Origin of the sequence: Streptomyces sp. NPDC086023, assembly GCF_044540325.1 — a bacterium.
GTDB lineage: Bacteria > Actinomycetota > Actinomycetes > Streptomycetales > Streptomycetaceae > Streptomyces.
In genome coordinates this window covers 103,041-120,226 of sequence record NZ_JBITRX010000014.1, presented here as the reverse complement: position 1 = coordinate 120,226, position 17,186 = coordinate 103,041, and the positions used below count along the sequence as shown (strand labels likewise).

Annotated in this window: 14 protein-coding genes; 7 read left to right on the top strand and 7 right to left on the bottom strand. The window is 74.1% G+C overall.

Going from position 1 to position 17,186, the window contains the following annotated elements:
* Positions 1-66 precede the first annotated feature (66 nt).
* Both ACIF6F_RS25995 and ACIF6F_RS25990 read right to left on the bottom strand, forming a co-directional pair.
* The gene (locus tag ACIF6F_RS25995) at positions 67-1,968 is read right to left on the bottom strand and encodes a helix-turn-helix domain-containing protein (protein WP_399951128.1); all 1,902 of its coding nucleotides are present in this window, start codon (positions 1,966-1,968) and stop codon (positions 67-69) included.
* Between the two features lie 26 nt (positions 1,969-1,994).
* Positions 1,995-3,356 (bottom strand): MFS transporter, encoded by a 1,362-nt coding sequence (locus ACIF6F_RS25990; RefSeq protein ID WP_399951125.1) that lies wholly within the window; start codon positions 3,354-3,356, stop codon positions 1,995-1,997.
* Positions 3,357-3,649: 293 nt separating this feature from the next.
* On the opposite strand from ACIF6F_RS25990, the gene ACIF6F_RS25985 reads away from it, so the two are divergent.
* The 4 genes from ACIF6F_RS25985 to ACIF6F_RS25970 all read left to right on the top strand — a co-directional run bounded on the left by ACIF6F_RS25985 (position 3,650) and on the right by ACIF6F_RS25970 (position 10,023).
* Positions 3,650-5,854 carry a TerD family protein gene (locus tag ACIF6F_RS25985; protein WP_399951121.1) on the top strand — a complete coding sequence of 735 codons (2,205 nt, stop codon included), beginning with the start codon at positions 3,650-3,652 and terminating at the stop codon, positions 5,852-5,854.
* A gap of 314 nt (positions 5,855-6,168) precedes the next feature.
* Positions 6,169-7,566 carry a DNRLRE domain-containing protein gene (locus ACIF6F_RS25980; RefSeq protein ID WP_399951118.1) on the top strand — a complete coding sequence of 466 codons (1,398 nt, stop codon included), beginning with the start codon at positions 6,169-6,171 and terminating at the stop codon, positions 7,564-7,566.
* A 91-nt stretch (positions 7,567-7,657) separates the two neighbouring features.
* Positions 7,658-9,019 carry an MFS transporter gene (locus ACIF6F_RS25975; RefSeq protein WP_399951115.1) on the top strand — a complete coding sequence of 454 codons (1,362 nt, stop codon included), beginning with the start codon at positions 7,658-7,660 and terminating at the stop codon, positions 9,017-9,019.
* Positions 9,016-10,023, top strand: a complete 1,008-nt coding sequence (locus tag ACIF6F_RS25970; protein WP_399951112.1) for a hypothetical protein — start codon at positions 9,016-9,018, stop codon at positions 10,021-10,023. Before ACIF6F_RS25975 ends, ACIF6F_RS25970 begins: the two co-directional genes overlap by 4 nt.
* Positions 10,024-10,064: 41 nt before the next feature.
* Here the strand turns inward: ACIF6F_RS25970 and ACIF6F_RS25965 are convergent, their stop codons facing one another.
* Positions 10,065-10,586, bottom strand: a complete 522-nt coding sequence (locus ACIF6F_RS25965; protein ID WP_399951110.1) for a hypothetical protein — start codon at positions 10,584-10,586, stop codon at positions 10,065-10,067.
* A gap of 113 nt (positions 10,587-10,699) precedes the next feature.
* On the opposite strand from ACIF6F_RS25965, the gene ACIF6F_RS25960 reads away from it, so the two are divergent.
* Positions 10,700-11,260, top strand: coding sequence for a hemerythrin domain-containing protein (locus tag ACIF6F_RS25960; RefSeq protein ID WP_399951107.1), 561 nt, complete (start codon positions 10,700-10,702; stop codon positions 11,258-11,260).
* 475 nt (positions 11,261-11,735) lie between these two features.
* On the opposite strand, the gene ACIF6F_RS25955 is transcribed toward ACIF6F_RS25960, so the two are convergent.
* Complete coding sequence (locus ACIF6F_RS25955) at positions 11,736-12,506, bottom strand: 3-hydroxybutyrate dehydrogenase (RefSeq protein WP_399951104.1); 771 nt, start codon at positions 12,504-12,506, stop codon at positions 11,736-11,738.
* A 165-nt stretch (positions 12,507-12,671) separates the two neighbouring features.
* Here ACIF6F_RS25955 and ACIF6F_RS25950 point away from each other — a divergent pair, with 165 nt between their 5' ends.
* The gene (locus ACIF6F_RS25950; RefSeq protein WP_399951101.1) at positions 12,672-13,406 is read left to right on the top strand and encodes a tyrosine-protein phosphatase; all 735 of its coding nucleotides are present in this window, start codon (positions 12,672-12,674) and stop codon (positions 13,404-13,406) included.
* Between the two features lie 210 nt (positions 13,407-13,616).
* Positions 13,617-15,434 carry a S8 family peptidase gene (locus ACIF6F_RS25945; RefSeq protein WP_399951098.1) on the top strand — a complete coding sequence of 606 codons (1,818 nt, stop codon included), beginning with the start codon at positions 13,617-13,619 and terminating at the stop codon, positions 15,432-15,434.
* Between the two features lie 135 nt (positions 15,435-15,569).
* Here ACIF6F_RS25945 and ACIF6F_RS25940 read toward each other — a convergent pair whose 3' ends face one another.
* The 3 genes from ACIF6F_RS25940 to ACIF6F_RS25930 are packed head-to-tail and all read right to left on the bottom strand — an operon-like array spanning position 15,570 to position 17,091.
* Positions 15,570-15,935, bottom strand: a complete 366-nt coding sequence (locus ACIF6F_RS25940; protein WP_399951095.1) for a cupin domain-containing protein — start codon at positions 15,933-15,935, stop codon at positions 15,570-15,572.
* Between the two features lie 49 nt (positions 15,936-15,984).
* Entirely contained in the window at positions 15,985-16,893 is a 909-nt protein-coding gene (locus ACIF6F_RS25935; RefSeq protein ID WP_399951092.1) for a hypothetical protein, read from the bottom strand.
* A gap of 60 nt (positions 16,894-16,953) precedes the next feature.
* The gene (locus ACIF6F_RS25930; RefSeq protein ID WP_399951090.1) at positions 16,954-17,091 is read right to left on the bottom strand and encodes a hypothetical protein; all 138 of its coding nucleotides are present in this window, start codon (positions 17,089-17,091) and stop codon (positions 16,954-16,956) included.
* Positions 17,092-17,186: the final 95 nt, after the last annotated feature.

The window sequence follows — 17,186 nt, the reverse complement described above, 5'->3', positions numbered from 1 at the left end:
ACCCCGCCCCGGCGGACACCAGGGTGCGGCCGCCGGTGATCCGCCGCCGCTCCCGGAGCCGCCGCGTCAGCCCCGGGAGAGGTGGTGCAGGCGGAGGGCGAGCTGCGTCTCCAGGGCCCGGGCCGGGGTGTTCCAGTCCTTGCCCAGGAGGCGGGCCACGCGGTCCAGGCGCTGGGTGACGGTGTTGATGTGGACGTGCAGGTGGTCCTTGGCGCGGGTGAGGCTGCCGCCCTGCCGGTAGTACGCGTCCAGGGTGCGCAGGAGTTCGGTGCCGCGGCTGCGGTCGTACTCGATGACGGGGCCCAGGATCCGGTCCACGTACCCGGCCAGGTCGGTGCGGTCGCCGAGGAGCACGCCGACGAACCCGAGGTCGGCCAGCGCCGCGCCGTCCCCGGTGCGGCCGAGGGTGTGCAGGGCCGTGAGGCAGCGGGTGGCCTCGGCGTAGGCGGTGGGGAAGTCCTCGGGGCCGGTGGCCGGTCCCGCCGAGCCGACCGTGACGGGGGTGCCGGTGGCCCGGCCGAGGTCTGCGGCGAGGGTGGCGGCGAGCGGGCCGGGTTCGGTGCCGGGGACGACCAGGACGGCGTGGCCGCCGTGCGGGCCGGCCAGGCCGCCGAGGGCGCGGGCGTGCCGGGCCGTCTCGGTGGCCAGCCGGGAGCGGGCCTCCGGCGCGCAGTGGGCCAGCAGCACGCTGTGCGGCCGGGTGGTGTCGACGCCGAGCCGGCGGGCGCGCAGCGCGAGGCTGGAGACCTGCCGGGCGCCGGCGTCGGGGGCCAGGGTGAGCAGGTCGTCGAGGAGTTCGCCGCGCACCCGGTCCTCGGCCTCCGCGACCGAGCGCCGCATCAGCAGCAGCAGCGCGGTGACCAGGCCGGCCCGTTCGAAGAGCCGCCGGTCGGTGTCGGGCAGCTCCGTGCGCCCCGACAGGGCTATGGAGCCCAGCAGTTCGGGTCCGGCGAGCACGGCGCACACCCACACGCCGTCGACGGCGACGGCCCGGCCGGCCGCCCGGGAGGCGGCCACCCCCGCGGGCGGGGGCGCGGCGGCTGCGGGACCGGTGCGGGCCAGCTCGCTCCCGTCGGCGTCGTGCACGACGAGGGCGCCGCCCAGGACGGCGGCGGTCTCCCGGGCCACGTCGCCGGCCTCGCCGCCGCGCAGCACCAGGTCGGTGAGCCGGTCGTGGGTGTCGGCGGCCCGGCTGATGGCCTGGTTGGCGGCGCCCAGGGAGACCAGCGCCCCGCGGGTCTCCTCCAGCAGCCGGGCGCCGTCGATGGCGATGGCCGCGTGGTCGGCGAGCGAGCCGAGCAGGGCGATGGCGTCCTGGGTGAACTCGCGCACGGTCCGGTCGGCGGCGAACAGCACCCCGATCACCCGGGTGCCCAGGCGCAGCGGGACGCCGAGGATGCCGCGCAGCCCCTCCTCGGCGACGCCGGTGTCGATGGCGGCCACGTGCCGGAAGCGGGTGTCGGTGCGGTAGTCGGTGCTCGCGTACGGGCGGGCCGTCTGCGCGACCAGGCCGCCGAGTCCGTCGCCCATGTTGAGCCGGAGCTGCTGGAAGGCGGCGGACACCGAGCCCTCGGTGACCCGCATGTACGTGTCCCCGGCGGCCGGGTCGTGCAGGGTCAGGTACGCCACGTCCGCGCGCAGCAGCGTGCGGGCCCGCCGGACGATGGCGCGGAGCACGGCGTCCAGGTCGCGCAGCCCGGCCAGGTCCCCCGCGGTGTCGAAGAGTGCCTCCAGCTCGGCCTCGCGGCGGCGGTGCTGGCCGAGGGTGCGGTGGATGCCGCGGGCGGCCTCGGTGGCCCCGGCGATGAACGCCAGCTCCTCCGGGGTGGCTCCGGAGGCGCGGGCGGTCTCGGCCACCCTGCCGAGTTCCTCGGCCGTGCCGCCCTGGGCGAGCAGGTCGAGCAGGAGCCGGGCCGCGTGGGCGGCCCGGCCGCCGCCGGCGGGGGCTTCGTACTGAGAGCTGTGCATGGTCCGGATGGTAGGACGCCCGGCCGTCAGACCCGCTCGGCGGCCGGGGAGGCGGCCGCCACGGCGCCGGGCTCGGCGAGCGCCCGGCCCCTGGTCTCGCGGGCCAGGACCACGGTGAGGGTGGTGACCAGGGCGGCGAGGCAGAGGTAGACGGAGACCGGGGTGGCGGAACCGTAGTCCTTCAGCAGCTCGACGGCGATGATCGGGGCGAGCGCCCCGGCGACGATCGAGGCCAGCTGCGAGCCGATGGAGGCGCCCGAGTAGCGCACCCGGGTGTCGAACAGCTCGGTGACGAAGGCGGCCTGGGGCCCGTACATCGCGCCGTGCAGCAGCAGGCCCGCGGTCACGGCCAGCGCGATGACGGGGAAGGACTCGGTGTCCAGCAGCGCGAAGAAGGCGAAGGCCCACACCGCCATGCCCACGGAGCCGATCAGGATGACGGGGCGGCGGCCGATCCGGTCGGAGAGCGCGCCCCAGGCGGGGATGGTGAGGAAGTGGACGGCGGAGCCGATGAGCACGGAGTTGAGCGCGGCGCTCTTGGGCAGGCCGAGGTGGACGGTCACGTACACGAGGAGGAAGGAGGTCAGGACGTAGTACGAGATGTTCTCGCCGAACCGGGCGCCGATGGCGGTGAGCACCTCGCGCCAGGACTTCCGGAAGACCTGGACGACGGGCGCCCGGTCCTCGACGCCCTCGGCCGCGGCGGCCTCGGCCCGGGCCTGCGCCTCCAGGAAGAGGGGCGACTCGGCGACGGAGAGCCGGATCCACAGGCCGACGACCACCAGCAGGCCGGAGAGCAGGAACGGTATCCGCCAGCCCCAGGCGAGGAAGGCCTCCTCGGACTGGACGGCGGCGAGGAGCGCGAGCACGCCGGTGGCGAGCAGGTTCCCGCCGGGCGCGCCGGCCTGCGGCCAGGAGGCCCAGAAGCCGCGGTGCCGGTCGCCGCCGTGTTCGGCCACGATGAGGACGGCGCCGCCCCACTCGCCGCCGAGCGCGAACCCCTGGACCAGCCGCAGCACAGTGAGCAGCACGGGCGCGGCGGACCCGATGGTGGCGTGGGTGGGCAGCAGCCCCATGGCGAACGTCGAACCGCCCATCAGCAGCAGGCTGATCACCAGCAGCTTCTTGCGCCCGAGCCGGTCGCCGAAGTGGCCGAAGACGATCCCGCCGAGGGGCCGCGCGAGGAAGCCGATGGCGTAGGTGACGAAGGCGATGAGGGTGCCGGTGAGCGGGTCGGCGGCGGGGAAGAACAGGGTGTTGAACACCAGCGCGGCGGCAGAGCCGTAGAGGAAGAAGTCGTACCACTCGATGGTGGTCCCGATCAGGCTGGCACCGACGATGCGCCTGATGGAGCCGGGGGGTGTTGCAGCGGTTGCCTTGGCGGCCATAGTCACCACTTCCGAGCGGGTTCCGGGGGGACGAGTCGTGTCGCCACACCGTAGAAGCGCCCGGGCCACCCGCGTATGTGGCGGACCACCACAGTTGGGGACCTCCGTACCCGTGCGACCACCACACCGGGCTCGTGCGAGGTGGCCGAAAAGCGCCCTCCCACCCTCCGGATGCGGACAGTTACGGTTCACTCACTGGCCACAAACGTGTGTCACGTCACAGCACCAACCGATCGACTGGACACGGCTGCCGGAAGCCGACGCCGGCGGCCTCGGGTCCGGGGGGACTCCACATGCACGAAATGCCCAAAGGGGCCAACGTCGCGCTCTCCGCGCTCACAGAGCGGCCCGGCGCGGTGGTCGCCGGCCTCAGCTGGAGCAGCGCCGCGGGAGACGGGGACGCTGACGTCTCGGTGATCCTGCTCGACGAGAACGGCAAGGTCCGCGACGACGGCGACTTCTACTTCTACAACCAGCCCGCGGCGAAGGACGGCAGCGTCCAGCTGCTCGGCAAGACCCCCACCCCCGACGGCAGCGAGGACCGCATCGGTATCGACCTCACGGCCGTCGCGCCGGACGTGGCGCGGATCGTCGTCGCGGCCAGCCGGTACGGCGGCGCCCGCTTCGGCGACCTGGCCGACCTCCGGCTGACGCTGTCCGACGGGTCGGGCGAGGCGCTCCTCGGCTTCTCGATCCCGGACGCGGGTGCCGAGACGGCCTTCATCTTCGGGGAGCTCTACCGGCGCGACGCGGAATGGAAGTTCCGGGCCGTGGGCCAGGGGTACGACTCCGGACTCGCCGGGCTCGCCACCGACTTCGGCATCGCGGTCGTCGACGACGAGGAGGAGGAAGCGGCAGCGGAGGTGACGGCGGACGGGGCCGGTGCGGGCGAGTCCTCTGCGGGTCACGGGACCGACGCGGCCGGGAGCGACGGGCCGGGCGACGGCGGGTCCGTCGTCACGGCGATCGTCGTGGGCGCGGCCGTCACCGGTGCGGAGGTCGTCGGCGCGGGCGCGGCCGTCACCGGCACGGGCACGGCCGACTCGGGCACCGCCGCCGCAGGTGCGGCCGTGGTCGGCGCGGGTGCGGCCGTGGTCGGCGGGGCCGTCGCCGCTCCCGGCGCACCGGGCGCTCCCACGGTCCCCGCCCAGGCGGGACCGGCCGGCGCCGCCACGCCGGCCCGGCCCCGGGCCGTACGAACGGCCAAGAAGAAGATCACCGTCCCGCGGGCCGCGAGGAAGTCCCTCGCGGAGAACGAGTCGTGGCGGCCCGCCCGCCTCTTCCCCCTGCCCCTCACCAAGAGCGACCGGGAACGCGAGGCCCGGGCCACGTCCGTCCTCCTCGCGGTCATGGCCGAGGTGCCGGAGTTCGGACGCCGGCTCACGGCCGGATTCGGCGCCCCCGCCGGCCGCATGCAGACGTTCACCGAGGTCGCGCTGCCGCACGGCGAGTCCCCCCGCCGGCCGGACGGGGTGATCCGCGTGGAGCGGGCCGGCAAGCTGTGGACGGCCCTCGTGGAGACGAAGACCAACGGCAACCCCCTCAGGGACGACCAGGTCCAGGACTACATGGACATCGCCGCCCGGCGCGGCTACGAAGCGGTGATCACGCTCTCCAACGACGTCGCGCTGGAGGGCAGTCCCCTCGTCAACGTCAAGCTCGACGGCCGGCGCAAGCACAAGGTCGGGCTCTGGCACCTCTCCTGGGCCGAGGTCGCGCAGCACGCGCAGCTGCTCATCCGGCACGAGGGGGTGGGCAGCGCGGCCCACGCCTGGCTGCTGCAGGAGCTGCTGCACTACCTGCACCACGAAAACTCCGGCTGCCACGGCTTCCAGAACATGGGCCCGGCATGGGTTCCGGTGCGGACCGGCATCGAGGCCGAGACACTGTCCTCCGGGGACCCGCGCGCCGCCGAGGTGGTGGAGAGCTGGGAGCGGCTGGTCCGGCAGCTGTGCCTGCGGCTCGGCGGGGAACTCGGGCAGAAGGCACTGCCGGTGCAGCGGGCCCGCCGGGGCGGCGACCCGGAGGCGCGGCGGGCGGAGGCCGCGGACAGGCTGTGTGCCGAGGGCCGTCTGTCGGCCGAGATCCGGGTGGACGGCTCCCCGGGGATCCTGGGCCTGACCGCCGACCTGCGGACCGGCAAACTCCGTACGTCGATGGACGTGCCGGCGCCCGAGGGCGGCTATCCCCTCACGGCCGCCAAGCGGCTCGTCCGGATCCTCGCCGAGGCGCCTGCCGACCTGCACGTCGAGACGCTGGTCGAAGCCAACAACGGACCGCGCGGCACGCTGGAGCGCCTGCGGCCGGAGCCGGGCGACCTGCTGCCCAGGGACGGGGCGCCGATCACCGGCTTCCGCCTCTCGCTGTTCAAGGGGATGGGCGGGGCCCGGGGGAACACCGAGTCCGGCTTCATCCGCAGCGTCGGCGAGTCGGTCGACCGCTTCTACACGACGGTGGTCGTCCACCTCGCCCAGTTGCAGAGGCGGAGCCGGGTCTGACGAAGGAGAGAGACTGCCGCGTGCCGTCCCGCGACAGGCTCCGGTGGGTGGGACGGGGCGGAGCGGTGTGACAGCCTGCCGACGGGAGCGGGAGCGGGGGCGGGGGCCGGCGGCCGGGCTCCGGCCGGCTGCGGCCAGCTGCGGCCAGCTGCGGCCAGCTGCGGCCAGCTGCGGCCAGCTGCGGCCAGCTGCGGCCGGATCGTGTCGTTCGCGGTTCATCCCGTGGCAACCCGGCCAACTCCGTTGGAACATCTGGTCGATCCGCTGGGCATCTACCTTCCGTGTCGCTCCCGTCCCCCACCGAAAGGTTCGGCATGCCCAGTCGGAAGGCCCTCACAGCGGCCCTCGTCGGCACCGTCGCCTCGGCCGCCCTGGCCGCCACCGCCCTCACCGCCTTCGCCCCCTCGGCGGCAGCGGCCGGCACCACCTTCATCGCCACCGCCGACGCCCACGTCGACAGCCAGAACCCCGGCACCAACTACGGCGCCTCGCAGCAGCTCGGCGTGGACAACAGCCCGGTCAAGCAGACCCTGCTCAGGTTCGACGTCTCCGGCATCACCCAGCCGGTGCTCCGCGCCACGCTCCGCATCCACGTCGACGACGTCTCCGGCGCCGAGAGCAGCAGCGGCGGAACGTTCCGCGCGATGTCCGACACCAGCTGGTCCGAGACGTCCGTGACGTACAACAACAGGCCCTCCATGAGCGGTGCCGCCCTCGGCACCCTCGGCACGGTCGCCCGCAACACCTGGTACGAGGTCGACGTGACCTCGTACGTCACCGGCAACGGCACCTTCGGCATCGGCGTCACCTCGTCGAGCAGCAACGGCGCCGACTACGACTCCCGCGAGACCGGCACCACCGCACCGCAGCTGGTGATCGAGACCGGCAGCACGCCCAGCCCCAGCCCCAGCACCACCCCGCCCACCGGCGACCCGGTGCTGGTCGGCGCCGGTGACATCGCCACCTCGGGCTCCGGGGACGGCGTGACGGCGAACCTGCTGGACAACATATCCGGCACCGTCTTCACCACCGGCGACAACGCCTACCCCGACGGCACCGCCTCGGACTTCGCCACGTACTACGAGCCGACGTGGGGCCGCCACAAGGCCCGTACCCGGCCCGTCCCGGGCAACCACGACTACCACACCTCAGGCGCCTCGGGGTACTTCAACTACTTCGGCGCCAACGCCGGTCCCTCGGGCCGCGGTTACTACTCGTACGACCTGGGCGCCTGGCACGTAGTCGCGCTCAACTCCGAGGTCTCCATGAGCGCGGGCTCCGCGCAGGAACAGTGGCTGCGCGCCGACCTCGCCGCGAGCACCAAGCAGTGCACGGTGGCCCTCTGGCACAAGCCCCGCTGGACGTCGAGTTCCAGCCACGCCGGTGACCCCTCGACCGGTCCGCTGGTCCAGGCGCTGTACGACCACAACGCCGAGGTCATCCTGACCGGCCACAACCACCAGTACGAGCGCTTCGCCCCGCAGGACCCGAGCGGCCGGCTGGACACCGCGCGCGGCCTGCGCCAGTTCGTCGCAGGCATGGGCGGCGCGAGCCTCTACGGCTTCGGCACCATCCAGCCCAACAGCGAGGCCCGCAACAACGACACCTTCGGCGTCCTGAAGCTGACCCTGCACGCCAACAGCTACGACTGGCAGTTCGTCCCGCAGTCCGGCAAGACCTACAACGACAGCGGCACCGGCACCTGCCACTGACGCACCCGCTCCGGCCGGATGCCGCCCGCGCCCACCCGCTCCCCTGCGGGGCGGGCGGCATCCGCCCCCGCACCCGGAGGTCGCAACCCCCGTGTATCTCTCCACGATCGGCAGGACGGAACTGCCGTCCGACGCCCCGGGACCGGGCCGCCGCGGCCGGTGGAAGGTGGTCGGCGGCAACGTCGTCGCCCTCGGCAGCGTCAGCCTGATCACCGACGTCTCCGCCGAGATGGTCACCGCCGTCCTGCCGCTGTACCTCGTCCTCGGGCTGGGGCTCAGCCCCGCGGCGTACGGCCTCCTCGACGGCCTCAACACCGGGGCCACGGCGCTGCTCAGGGTCGTCGGCGGCTACGTGGCCGACCGTGTCAGCCGGCGCAAGGCCGTCGCCGGAGCGGGGTACGGGCTGTCGGCCGCCGCCAGGCTCGGGCTGCTGGCGGCGGGCGGCTCCGTGCCGGCACTCGGCCTCGTGCTGGCCGCCGACCGGGCGGGCAAGGGGCTGCGCACCGCTCCCCGCGACGCCCTGATCACCCTCTCCGCCCCCGGCCACGCGCTGGGCCGCGCCTTCGGGGTGCACCGCGCGATGGACAGTTTCGGCGCCTTCCTCGGGCCGCTCGCGGCGCTGGGCGTGCTCACGGCCGCCGGCCAGTCCTTCGACGCCGTCTTCGTGACCAGCTTCTGCGTGGCGGCACTCGGCGTGCTGGTCCTCGTCCTCTTCGTACGGGACCGCCGGCAGCCGCGCCCGCCGGCGGGTGCCGTCTCGCCGCGCGCCGTCGGACGGCTGCTGCGCGAGGCCCCGGTGCGGCGCCTGGCGTGCGCCGCGTGCCTCCTCGGACTGGCCACGGTCGGCGACGGCTTCGTCTACCTGCTGCTCCAGCGGCGCGAGTCGCTGTCCATCGGCTGGTTCCCGCTGCTCGCCGTCGGCACGAGCCTGTCGTACCTGCTCCTGGCGGCCCCGCTCGGCGTGCTGGCCGACCGGGTCGGGCGGCTCCCGGTGCTGCTCGGCGGTTACGGCGTACTGGCCTCGGTCTACCTGCTGCTGCACGGCCCGCTGGGCGGCCCGGCGCTCGTCGTCACCGTCCTCTTCCTGTACGGGCTCTTCTACGCCGCGACGGAGGGCGTCCTGATGGCGCTGGCCGGCCCGGTCCTGCCGGAGCGCCTGCGGACCACCGGCATCGCACTGGTGCAGAGCGGCCAGGCGCTGGCGTACCTCGGTTCCTCGGTGCTGTTCGGCCTGGCGTGGCAGACGTGGGGCAGCGCGGCCGCGAGCCACGGCGCCGCCGTCGCCGTGGTCGTCACCGGCGTGCTCACGGCGTTCCTCCTCGGCTCCCGGGCCTTCCCGGGCTCCCCCGGTCCCCGGACCGACGCCCCCGATTCCCCCACCGCGGCCCCCGATGTCCGCACCGGGGTCCCGGAGGCCCGCACCACGGACGAAAGGACCGGTTCCGCTTCATGAACGGCCTCACCCGGCGCGCCCGGATCCTGGTCACCGTGGCCGCCGCCGTCGTACTGGCGGCCCTGGCGGCCACCAGCGTCGTGCTCGCCCGCCAGCACGCGGCGGCCGGCTCACCCACCGGCGCCGCCGCCGGAGCCCCCGCGGGCGCGTCCCGGCAGCCCGGCGCGGGGCTGCGGGTCCTCAGCAACGGGCTGCTGTCCACGGTCTCCCTGGCCGACCCCTCCGGCCCGCGCACCGTCACGGAGCTGCGCTGCGACCGCGCGTACACGGCCGGCGGCACCACCGCCTGCCTCACCCCCGCGGGCGCCCTCAGCGCGCCGAAACTGCTGGTCCTCGACGAGGACCTGCGCACCCGCCGCACGGTCTCTCTGACCGGCCTGCCCAACCGCACCCGGGTCTCGCCCGACGGACGGCTGGTCGCCTGGACGACGTTCGTGGGCGGCGACTCGTACGCCGGCGGCGGCTTCTCGACCAGGACCGGGATCCTCGACACGCGGACGGGGCGGCTGGAGTCCTCCCTGGAGGACTTCGCCGTCTTCCGGCAGGGACGCCGGTACCGGGCCGCGGACATCAACGTCTGGGGCGTCACGTTCGCCCCCGGCGGCAACCGCTTCTACGCGACCGTGTCCAGCGGCGGCACCCGGTCGCTGGTGGAGGGGGACCTCGCGGCCAGGACCCTGCGCTCCCTCGCGGACAACGTGGAGTGCCCGTCGCTGTCGCCCGACGGCCGGCGGGTGGCCTTCAAGCAGGCCGTCGGCGCCGACCCCGCCAAGGGCTGGCGCCTGTCCGTCCTCGACCTCGCGACCCTGCGCCGCACGGAGCTGGCGGAGACCCGGACTGTGGACGACCAGGCGGCGTGGCTCGACGACGCCACCGTCGCGTACGCCCTCCAGCGCGGCGACGGCACCAACGACGTCTGGTCCGTCCCGGCGGACGGCACCGGCAGGCCCCGCGTCCTCGTACCGGGCGCAGCCTCTCCCGCCGTGGTGCCGGCCTCCGGCTGAACCGGTCGCCGGCCGGGCGGGCGCCGGGGCGGGACCGGCGCTCAGGCCTCCGGGCCGCCCAGCAGGTCCACCAGCTCCGCCCGGTGCAGGTCCGCGATGGGGGCCAGCAGGTCCGGGTGGCGCAGGAGGGCGGCCGCCCGGCGGTCGTCCTCCCCCGGCCGGGCCAGGCGGCGGAAGTCGGCCGGCACCGGGCCGGAGTGCGCCGAGCCCGAGACGGTCAGGACGGCGGCCTCGGCGAGGCCGGGCGTGCTGAGCAGGCAGGCGGCCCAGCTGGCCACCACCTCGTCGACCCAGGTACGCCAGGCCTCGCGGCCGTTGTCGTGGGCGTGTGCGTCGGCGCCGGTGATCCAGTCGAGCTTCGCGGCGCCCCCCGGACCCGTCAGCGCGACCAACTGGACATCGAACTCGCTGGGGTACCGCAGCCACGCGGCGACCGTCACCGCCTGGCGCGCCTGGGCCTCGGCGAGACTCCGCTGGAAGGCCCCGCGGGCGGAGGGGAAGGCGCTGGTCAGCCACTGGGTGGTGGCGGCGATCAGCGGGGAGAGGGGCAGTTCCGCAGGCATCGTGGCCGTCCCGGGCTCGAAATTCTGCAGATTTCCACTTTATCCGGAGGGGAAGGGGGAAGCCGCGCCAGTGACCGCAGCAAGGCTGCCCCGTACCGACAGGAGACAGTGCCATGGGACACGGCGGCAACATCATCGAAGAGCTCATCGCCGACCACCGGGAAGTCGAGGAGTTCTTCGCGAAGATCGAGGAACTGCCGTCCGGCGACGAACGCCGCAAGCACCTCGCGGACCAGGCGACGATGGAGCTGGTGCGCCACTCGGTCGCCGAGGAGGCGTACCTCTACCCGGCCGTGCGCAAGCACGTCCCGGACGGCGACGGCCTGGCCGACCGCGAGCTGGAGGACCACGCCACCGCCGAGCGGCTGATGAAGCAGCTGGAGGGCTGCGAGGCGGACGACCCCGAGTTCGACCACCTGGTGCGCCGGATGATGACGGAGGTGCGGGAACACATCGCCGACGAGGAGTCCAACCTCTTCCCCAGGCTCCGGAGCCAGTGCCCGGACGACTTCCTGGACGAGCTCGGCGACAAGGCCCGCCAGGCCAAGAAGACGGCCCCGACCCGGCCGCACCCCTCCACCCCCGACAAGCCCCCGGCCAACAAGATCCTCGCGCCGGGGATCGGCCTGGTCGACCGCCTGCGCGACATGATGACCGGCCGCGGCAAGGACTAGGGGGTGTTGCGAAAGTCCCGCACGGCGCCCACGGCGCCCGGCACGCACTCTCGCCGCACCGGACACCGCGGGCACCACACAGGACTTTCGCAACACCCCCTAGGACCGGGACCGCGCGAGGACCCCGGCCCGCTGAAAGCACGCGACGGCCGGGGCGACGGAGGGTCGTCCGCCGCCCCGGCCGGTGCGTTCAACCGTCGCAACGGTACGTCCGCGGCCGTGCGTTCAACCGCCGGCCCGGCGGCTCGTCACCCGTCGCCGGAGCCCGGCTCCGCCAGCTTCCGGTGGCTCTCGGCCTTGACCGCGTCCGGCAGCACCTTGTCGGCCAGGCCCTGGGCCCTGGTCTTCCGTTCAGCACGGCGACGACGAGCGGGCGGCCGTCGCCGGCCACGGTCTCGTGGAGCCGCTCCACCTCCTCGGGCCGGCGCAGATCGGTTCACGATCCGGGCCCCGGGGCGCGGCCCGGCCGGGCCGGTCAGGTGGCCGTCCAGCCGCCGTCCAGGGCGAGGGAGGTGCCGTTGACGTGGCCGGTGTGGGGGCCGCAGAGCCAGAGGACGGCGGCGGCCACCTCCTCGGGCTCGATGAGCCGCTTCAACGGGGAGCGGGCCAGCATCACCTCCGCGAGCACCTCCTCCTCGGGCAGCCCGTGGGCGGCGGCCTGGTCGCGCAGCTGGCCCTCGACGAGCGGGGTGCGGACGTAGCCGGGGCTGACGCAGTTGCTGGTCACGCCGTGCGGCGCGGCCTCGACGGCGAGGACCTTGCTCAGTCCTTCGAGTGCGTGCTTGGCGGCGACGTACGCCGACTTGTACGCGCTGGCGCGCAGCCCGTGGACGCTGGAGATGTTCACCACCCGGCCCCAACCGCGCGCGTACATGTGCGGCAGGGTGTGGCGCATCAGCAGGAACGGCGCGGTGACCATGACCTGCTGGATGCGGGCGAAGCGCTCGGGCGGGAAGGCGTGCAGCGGCGCGACGTGCTGCAGGCCCGCGTTGTTGACCAGGATGTCGACCTCTGCCGGGAGCCCCTCGACGGCGGCCGGGTCGGCCAGATCGGCCGCGTGCGCCGTGCCGCCGACGGCGTCGGCGACCGCCTTGGCCGCGTCGGCGTCGAGGTCGGTCACGTGGACGGCGGCGCCGGCGGCGGCGAGCGCGTGGGCGCAGGCCCGGCCGATGCCGCCGCCGCCTCCGGTGACCAGCGCGGTGCGGCCGGACAGCGGCGGGGGCGCGGGGTGCGGTGCGTTCGTCATGACCGGGAATCTAGGCGCGGCTCCGGGGACCCTCCATGTGCGCGGGGCCCACACTGCCGGGCCGCGCCATGGCGGCCGGCACCACTCCGTCCCGCGGCCGCCCCGGTCACGTGGGACGCGTCACGATCGGCCGGAAGATCGTATTCCGTGCTTAGGGTGTGGCCCGTGACGAGACACCTGGAGTTCGAACGACTGCACAACTTCCGCGACCTGGGCGGCTACCGCACCGCCGACGGGCGGACCGTCCGCTGGGGGCGGCTGTACCGGGCCGACTCCCTGGGCAAGCTGGCCGGCGCGGACTGGGAGCGGTTCCGCGAGCTGGGCATCCGTACCGTGATCGACCTGCGCTACCCCTGGGAGATCGCGTCCCGCGGCCGGGTGCCGGAGGCCGAGGGTCTGGCGTACGTGAACCTGAGCATCGAGCACCGGCCGTACGACCAGGCGGAGATCGACCCCGAGCTGGACCCGTGGCGCTACCTGGCGGACCGGTACGCCGAGGTGGCCCTGGACGGTGCGGCCGAGCTGCGCGACGCGCTGGAGGTCATCGCGGAGGGCGAGGACGCTCAGGTGTTCCACTGCGCGTCCGGGAAGGACCGCACCGGCCTGCTGGCGGCGCTGGTGCTGATCCTGCTCGGCGTCGACGAGGACACGGTGGCGGCCGACTTCGCGCTCACCGAACTGGCCACGGAGCGGCTGCTGGCCGACTGGCACGCGGCCAACCCGGACCGGGAGATGCGCTGGCCGGGCTACGGGCGGGCGCCGGAGCAGGTGATCCGGCTTTTCCTGGCCGACCTGGCGGCGACGTACGGCTCGGTCCACGCGTACGCCACCGGCCACCTGGGCGTGGACGAGAAGCTGCTCGGGCGGCTGCGCGAACGGCTGCTGGAGCCCGCCGCCTGACCGTGCGGCGGCGTGCCGTTCCGCGGGCCTCCGGGGCGGTGGCGGGAGAAACGGCGGCGCGGGGGCCTCGTAATCGATCAACTTTGGCCTGAACGCGGCGGGAAAACAAGGCTCTTCCCTTACTGGGCATGTACGTGACATCTTGCGTCCACCCCTTTATTCACCTGGCCCGATGGCGCCACCAGCCCCATCGGACCCTCGGAGGACGCATTGACTCCCCACATATCCCGACGACTGCGCCGCACCGCGGTCGCGGTCGCCGCGCTCAGTGCCGCCGCCGTGTTCGTGACCCCCTCGGGGATCGCCAACGCAGCACCCACGTCGGACACTCCGCGCGCACAGGCAACGCCCACCTCTTCCGCCCGCACCGCGGCGACGGCGGCCGTCGCCGGCTGGGCCGCGGGCACCCGTGCCTACCTGGTCATCACGACGCCGGGTGACACCACGGCCGTCCGGACCGCCGTCGCGAACAACGGCGGTTCGGTCTTCGCCTCCTACGACGCCATCGGCGTCATCGTGGCGCACTCGACCTCGTCGACGTTCGCCTCGGCCATGCGCTCGGTCTCCGGCGTCCAGCAGGTGGGTGCGACCCGTACCTCTGACGTCCCGGCCGACGCGTACAACCCGGCCATCCCGACCGCGCCCTCCCAGACGCCGACCACCCTGACGGAGTCGAACCGCTGGGACATGACCCAGATCAAGGCCGACCAGGCCTGGGCCGTGACCACCGGCTCGGCCTCGGTCAAGGTCGGCGTGCTCGACACCGGTGTGGACGACCTGCACCAGGACATCGCGCCCAACTTCAACGCTGCGGACTCGGCCTCCTGCGCCTACGGCAAGGCCGACGCCCGGACCGGCGCCTGGCGTGACGTGGACACCCACGGCACGCACGTGGCCGGCACCATCGCCGCCGCCAAGAACGGCAAGGGCGTCATCGGCGTCGCGCCGGGCGTGAAGATCTCCTCGGTGCGCATCGCGGAGCCGGGCTCGACCCTCTTCTTCGCCGAGAACACCATCTGCGGCTTCATGTGGGCGGGCGACCACGGCTTCAAGGTCACCAACAACAGCTACTACACCGACCCGTGGCAGTTCAACTGCCCGGACAACCTGGACCAGGCGGCCATCATCGAGGGCGTCAGGCGCGCCCAGGCCTACGCCGAGGGCAAGGGTTCGCTCCAGGTCGCGGCGGCCGGCAACTCGAACATCGACCTGGCCAACAAGACCACGGACACCGCGAGCCCGAACGACTCGACGCCGGTCACCCGCACCATCACCAACGCCTGCCTCGACATCCCGACCGAGCTGCCGGGCGTCGTGACGGTCGCGGCGATGGGCCAGGGCAACGTCAAGGCCTCGTACTCGAACTTCGGCCGCGACGTCATCGACATCGCCGCCCCGGGCGGCGACGGCTCGTCCGGCGTGTACTCGACCCTGCCGGGCGGCAAGTACGGCAGCAAGAACGGTACGTCGATGGCCTCGCCGCACGTCGCGGGCGTGGCCGCGCTGCTCGCCAGCGTCAACCCGACGTACACCCCCGCGGACCTGCGCAACGCGCTGGCGACCCAGGCCAACGACACGGCCTGCCCGTCCGACAGCCGCTGCACCGGCACCACCGCGAAGAACGGCTTCTTCGGCGAGGGCCAGACCGACGCCCTGAAGGCCGTCGGCGCGACCCCGCCGCCCGGCAAGTTCTTCGAGACCACCACCGACGTCGCCGTCAACGACAACGCGACGGTGGAGAGCCCCCTCACGGTCTCCGGCGTGACGGGCAACGCCCCGGCCACGCTGAAGGTCGGCGTGGACGTCAAGCACACCTACCGCGGTGACCTGGTGATCTCGCTGGTGGCCCCGGACGGCTCGGTCTACCTGCTGGAGGACTTCGCCAACAACGACGGCACCGACAACGTGCTGAAGACCTACACGGTCAACGCCTCGTCCGAGGTGGCCAACGGGACGTGGAAGCTGCGCGTGCAGGACGTCGCCAGCCAGGACGTCGGCAGGATCGACGCCTGGAACCTGACCTTCTAGGCCACACCAGCCGGACCCGCTTCACCCACCGGTCCCGGACGGCCCGACAGCCGTCCGGGACCGGCGCGTTCGGCGGCGGCACGGCCTCGTCCCCGGACGCGCGTCAGGGCGTCAGGGCATCAGGGCATCAGGGCATCAGGCACGCTTGGCGTACTCGCCGAAGCCCGTCCAGTCGACGGCCACGCAGGGCTCGTCGCCCAGCACCCAGGCGTCGTGGCCCGGGTCGACGATCATGAAGTCCCCGGCGCCGTACTCCGTCGACTCGCCGTCGTCCATGACGACCTTCATGCGCCCGCTCACGACGTATCCGGTGTGCGCGGACTGGCAACTCTCCGTCCCCGCAATGGGCTTGATGTGCTTCGACCACCGCCAGCCGGGTTCGAAGACCGCCCGTCCGACGGGCCCCTTGGGGGTGTTGATGACGTCGAGCCTGCCGCTGCTCTCCTCGAACGGGCGGGTCTCGTCGGGGGAGTCGAAGTTCCTCTGAAGGATTCCAGCCATGGCCTACCGCCTCCCGGCGGGACGAACGGCCCCCGAGTCCACTTCCAGGTTACGCCGCTCCCCCGCTCCCGGGCTCCCCGGACCCGGGCACCCGCCAGACGGCCACCACCCGCACCGCCGCGTGCAGGGCCGTGCCGGTGCGTGCCAGCGCCACCAGCCCGGGTGCCGTCCCGGCGTACGCCTGGCCGTCCCCGGTAAGGTGCCGCTCCCCGGCACCCGCGGCGGTCAGGAGCGGCGCGGCCTGGGCCGCCGGGCCCGCGCCGAGCGGCTCGGTCAGCACCCGCCGCCCGTCGGGCAGCTCGACGGCCAGCGCCTTGGGCAGCGAGGCCGCCCCGGTGTAGCCCACCACCGGCAGCTCGGCGCTCTCGGAGTGCCGCAGGCACCGCCAGTCCGCCGTGCCGGGCCGGTACGGGGAGTCCTCCGGTTTGGCGAGAACGCCCTCGATGCCCTGGTCGCGCAGCGCCTCGTACCAGATGAGCGCGGTCTCGTGGTCGTCCGTGGCGGGCACCGGCTGGACGGGGGGCACCGGCTCTCCGAGGACGTCCAGCAGCAGCCCCCGGCGCTCGGCGTAGCCCAGGGCCCGCACGTCGCCGTGGACCGGGTGGGCCAGCAGGTCGAAGACGGCGTACGAGGCGGGCAGCGCCCTGGCCAGCTCGCGGGCCCGCACGGGGCTCGCCCCGGCCCGCGCGTGCACGGCGGCGGGGTCCAGGCAGCCGTCGCGCCAGATGACCGCCACGCCGTCGACGACGGTGCCGGGCGGCAGCCGGGTGGCGGCGTGCACCAGGTCGGGCCAGAGGGCCGTGACCGTCCGGCCGCTCCCGGTGTGCAGCCGTACCGTGCCCGCGTCCCGGAAGAGCAGGGTGCGCTGCCCGTCGAACTCCGGCTCGTACCACCATCCCGGGCCGCCGGGAAGGTCGGGGACGGTCTGGGCCCGGAGCGGGCGCACGGGGAACTCCATGTGCCCAGCATCTGGATCTTGGGCGCGAGCGCCACCCCGACGGGCCGGGAAGTGGCGCGATCAGCCCTGGCCCGGGAGCCCGATGGCGTAGGTCTCCCGGACGAATCCGGCGCCGGGCACCCGGCTCTCCCGGTGGACCAGGTCGATGTCGCGGCCGGTGAGCCACGCCCGCTCCGCGGCGAGCACCCAGGTGCTCACAGAACCGGTTCACCAGCAGCGTCATCTCGTACGCCACGGGGGCGCGGAACCCGTCGTCCGCGAGGCCGGCGCAGACCCGCGCAGGCGCGTGCCGC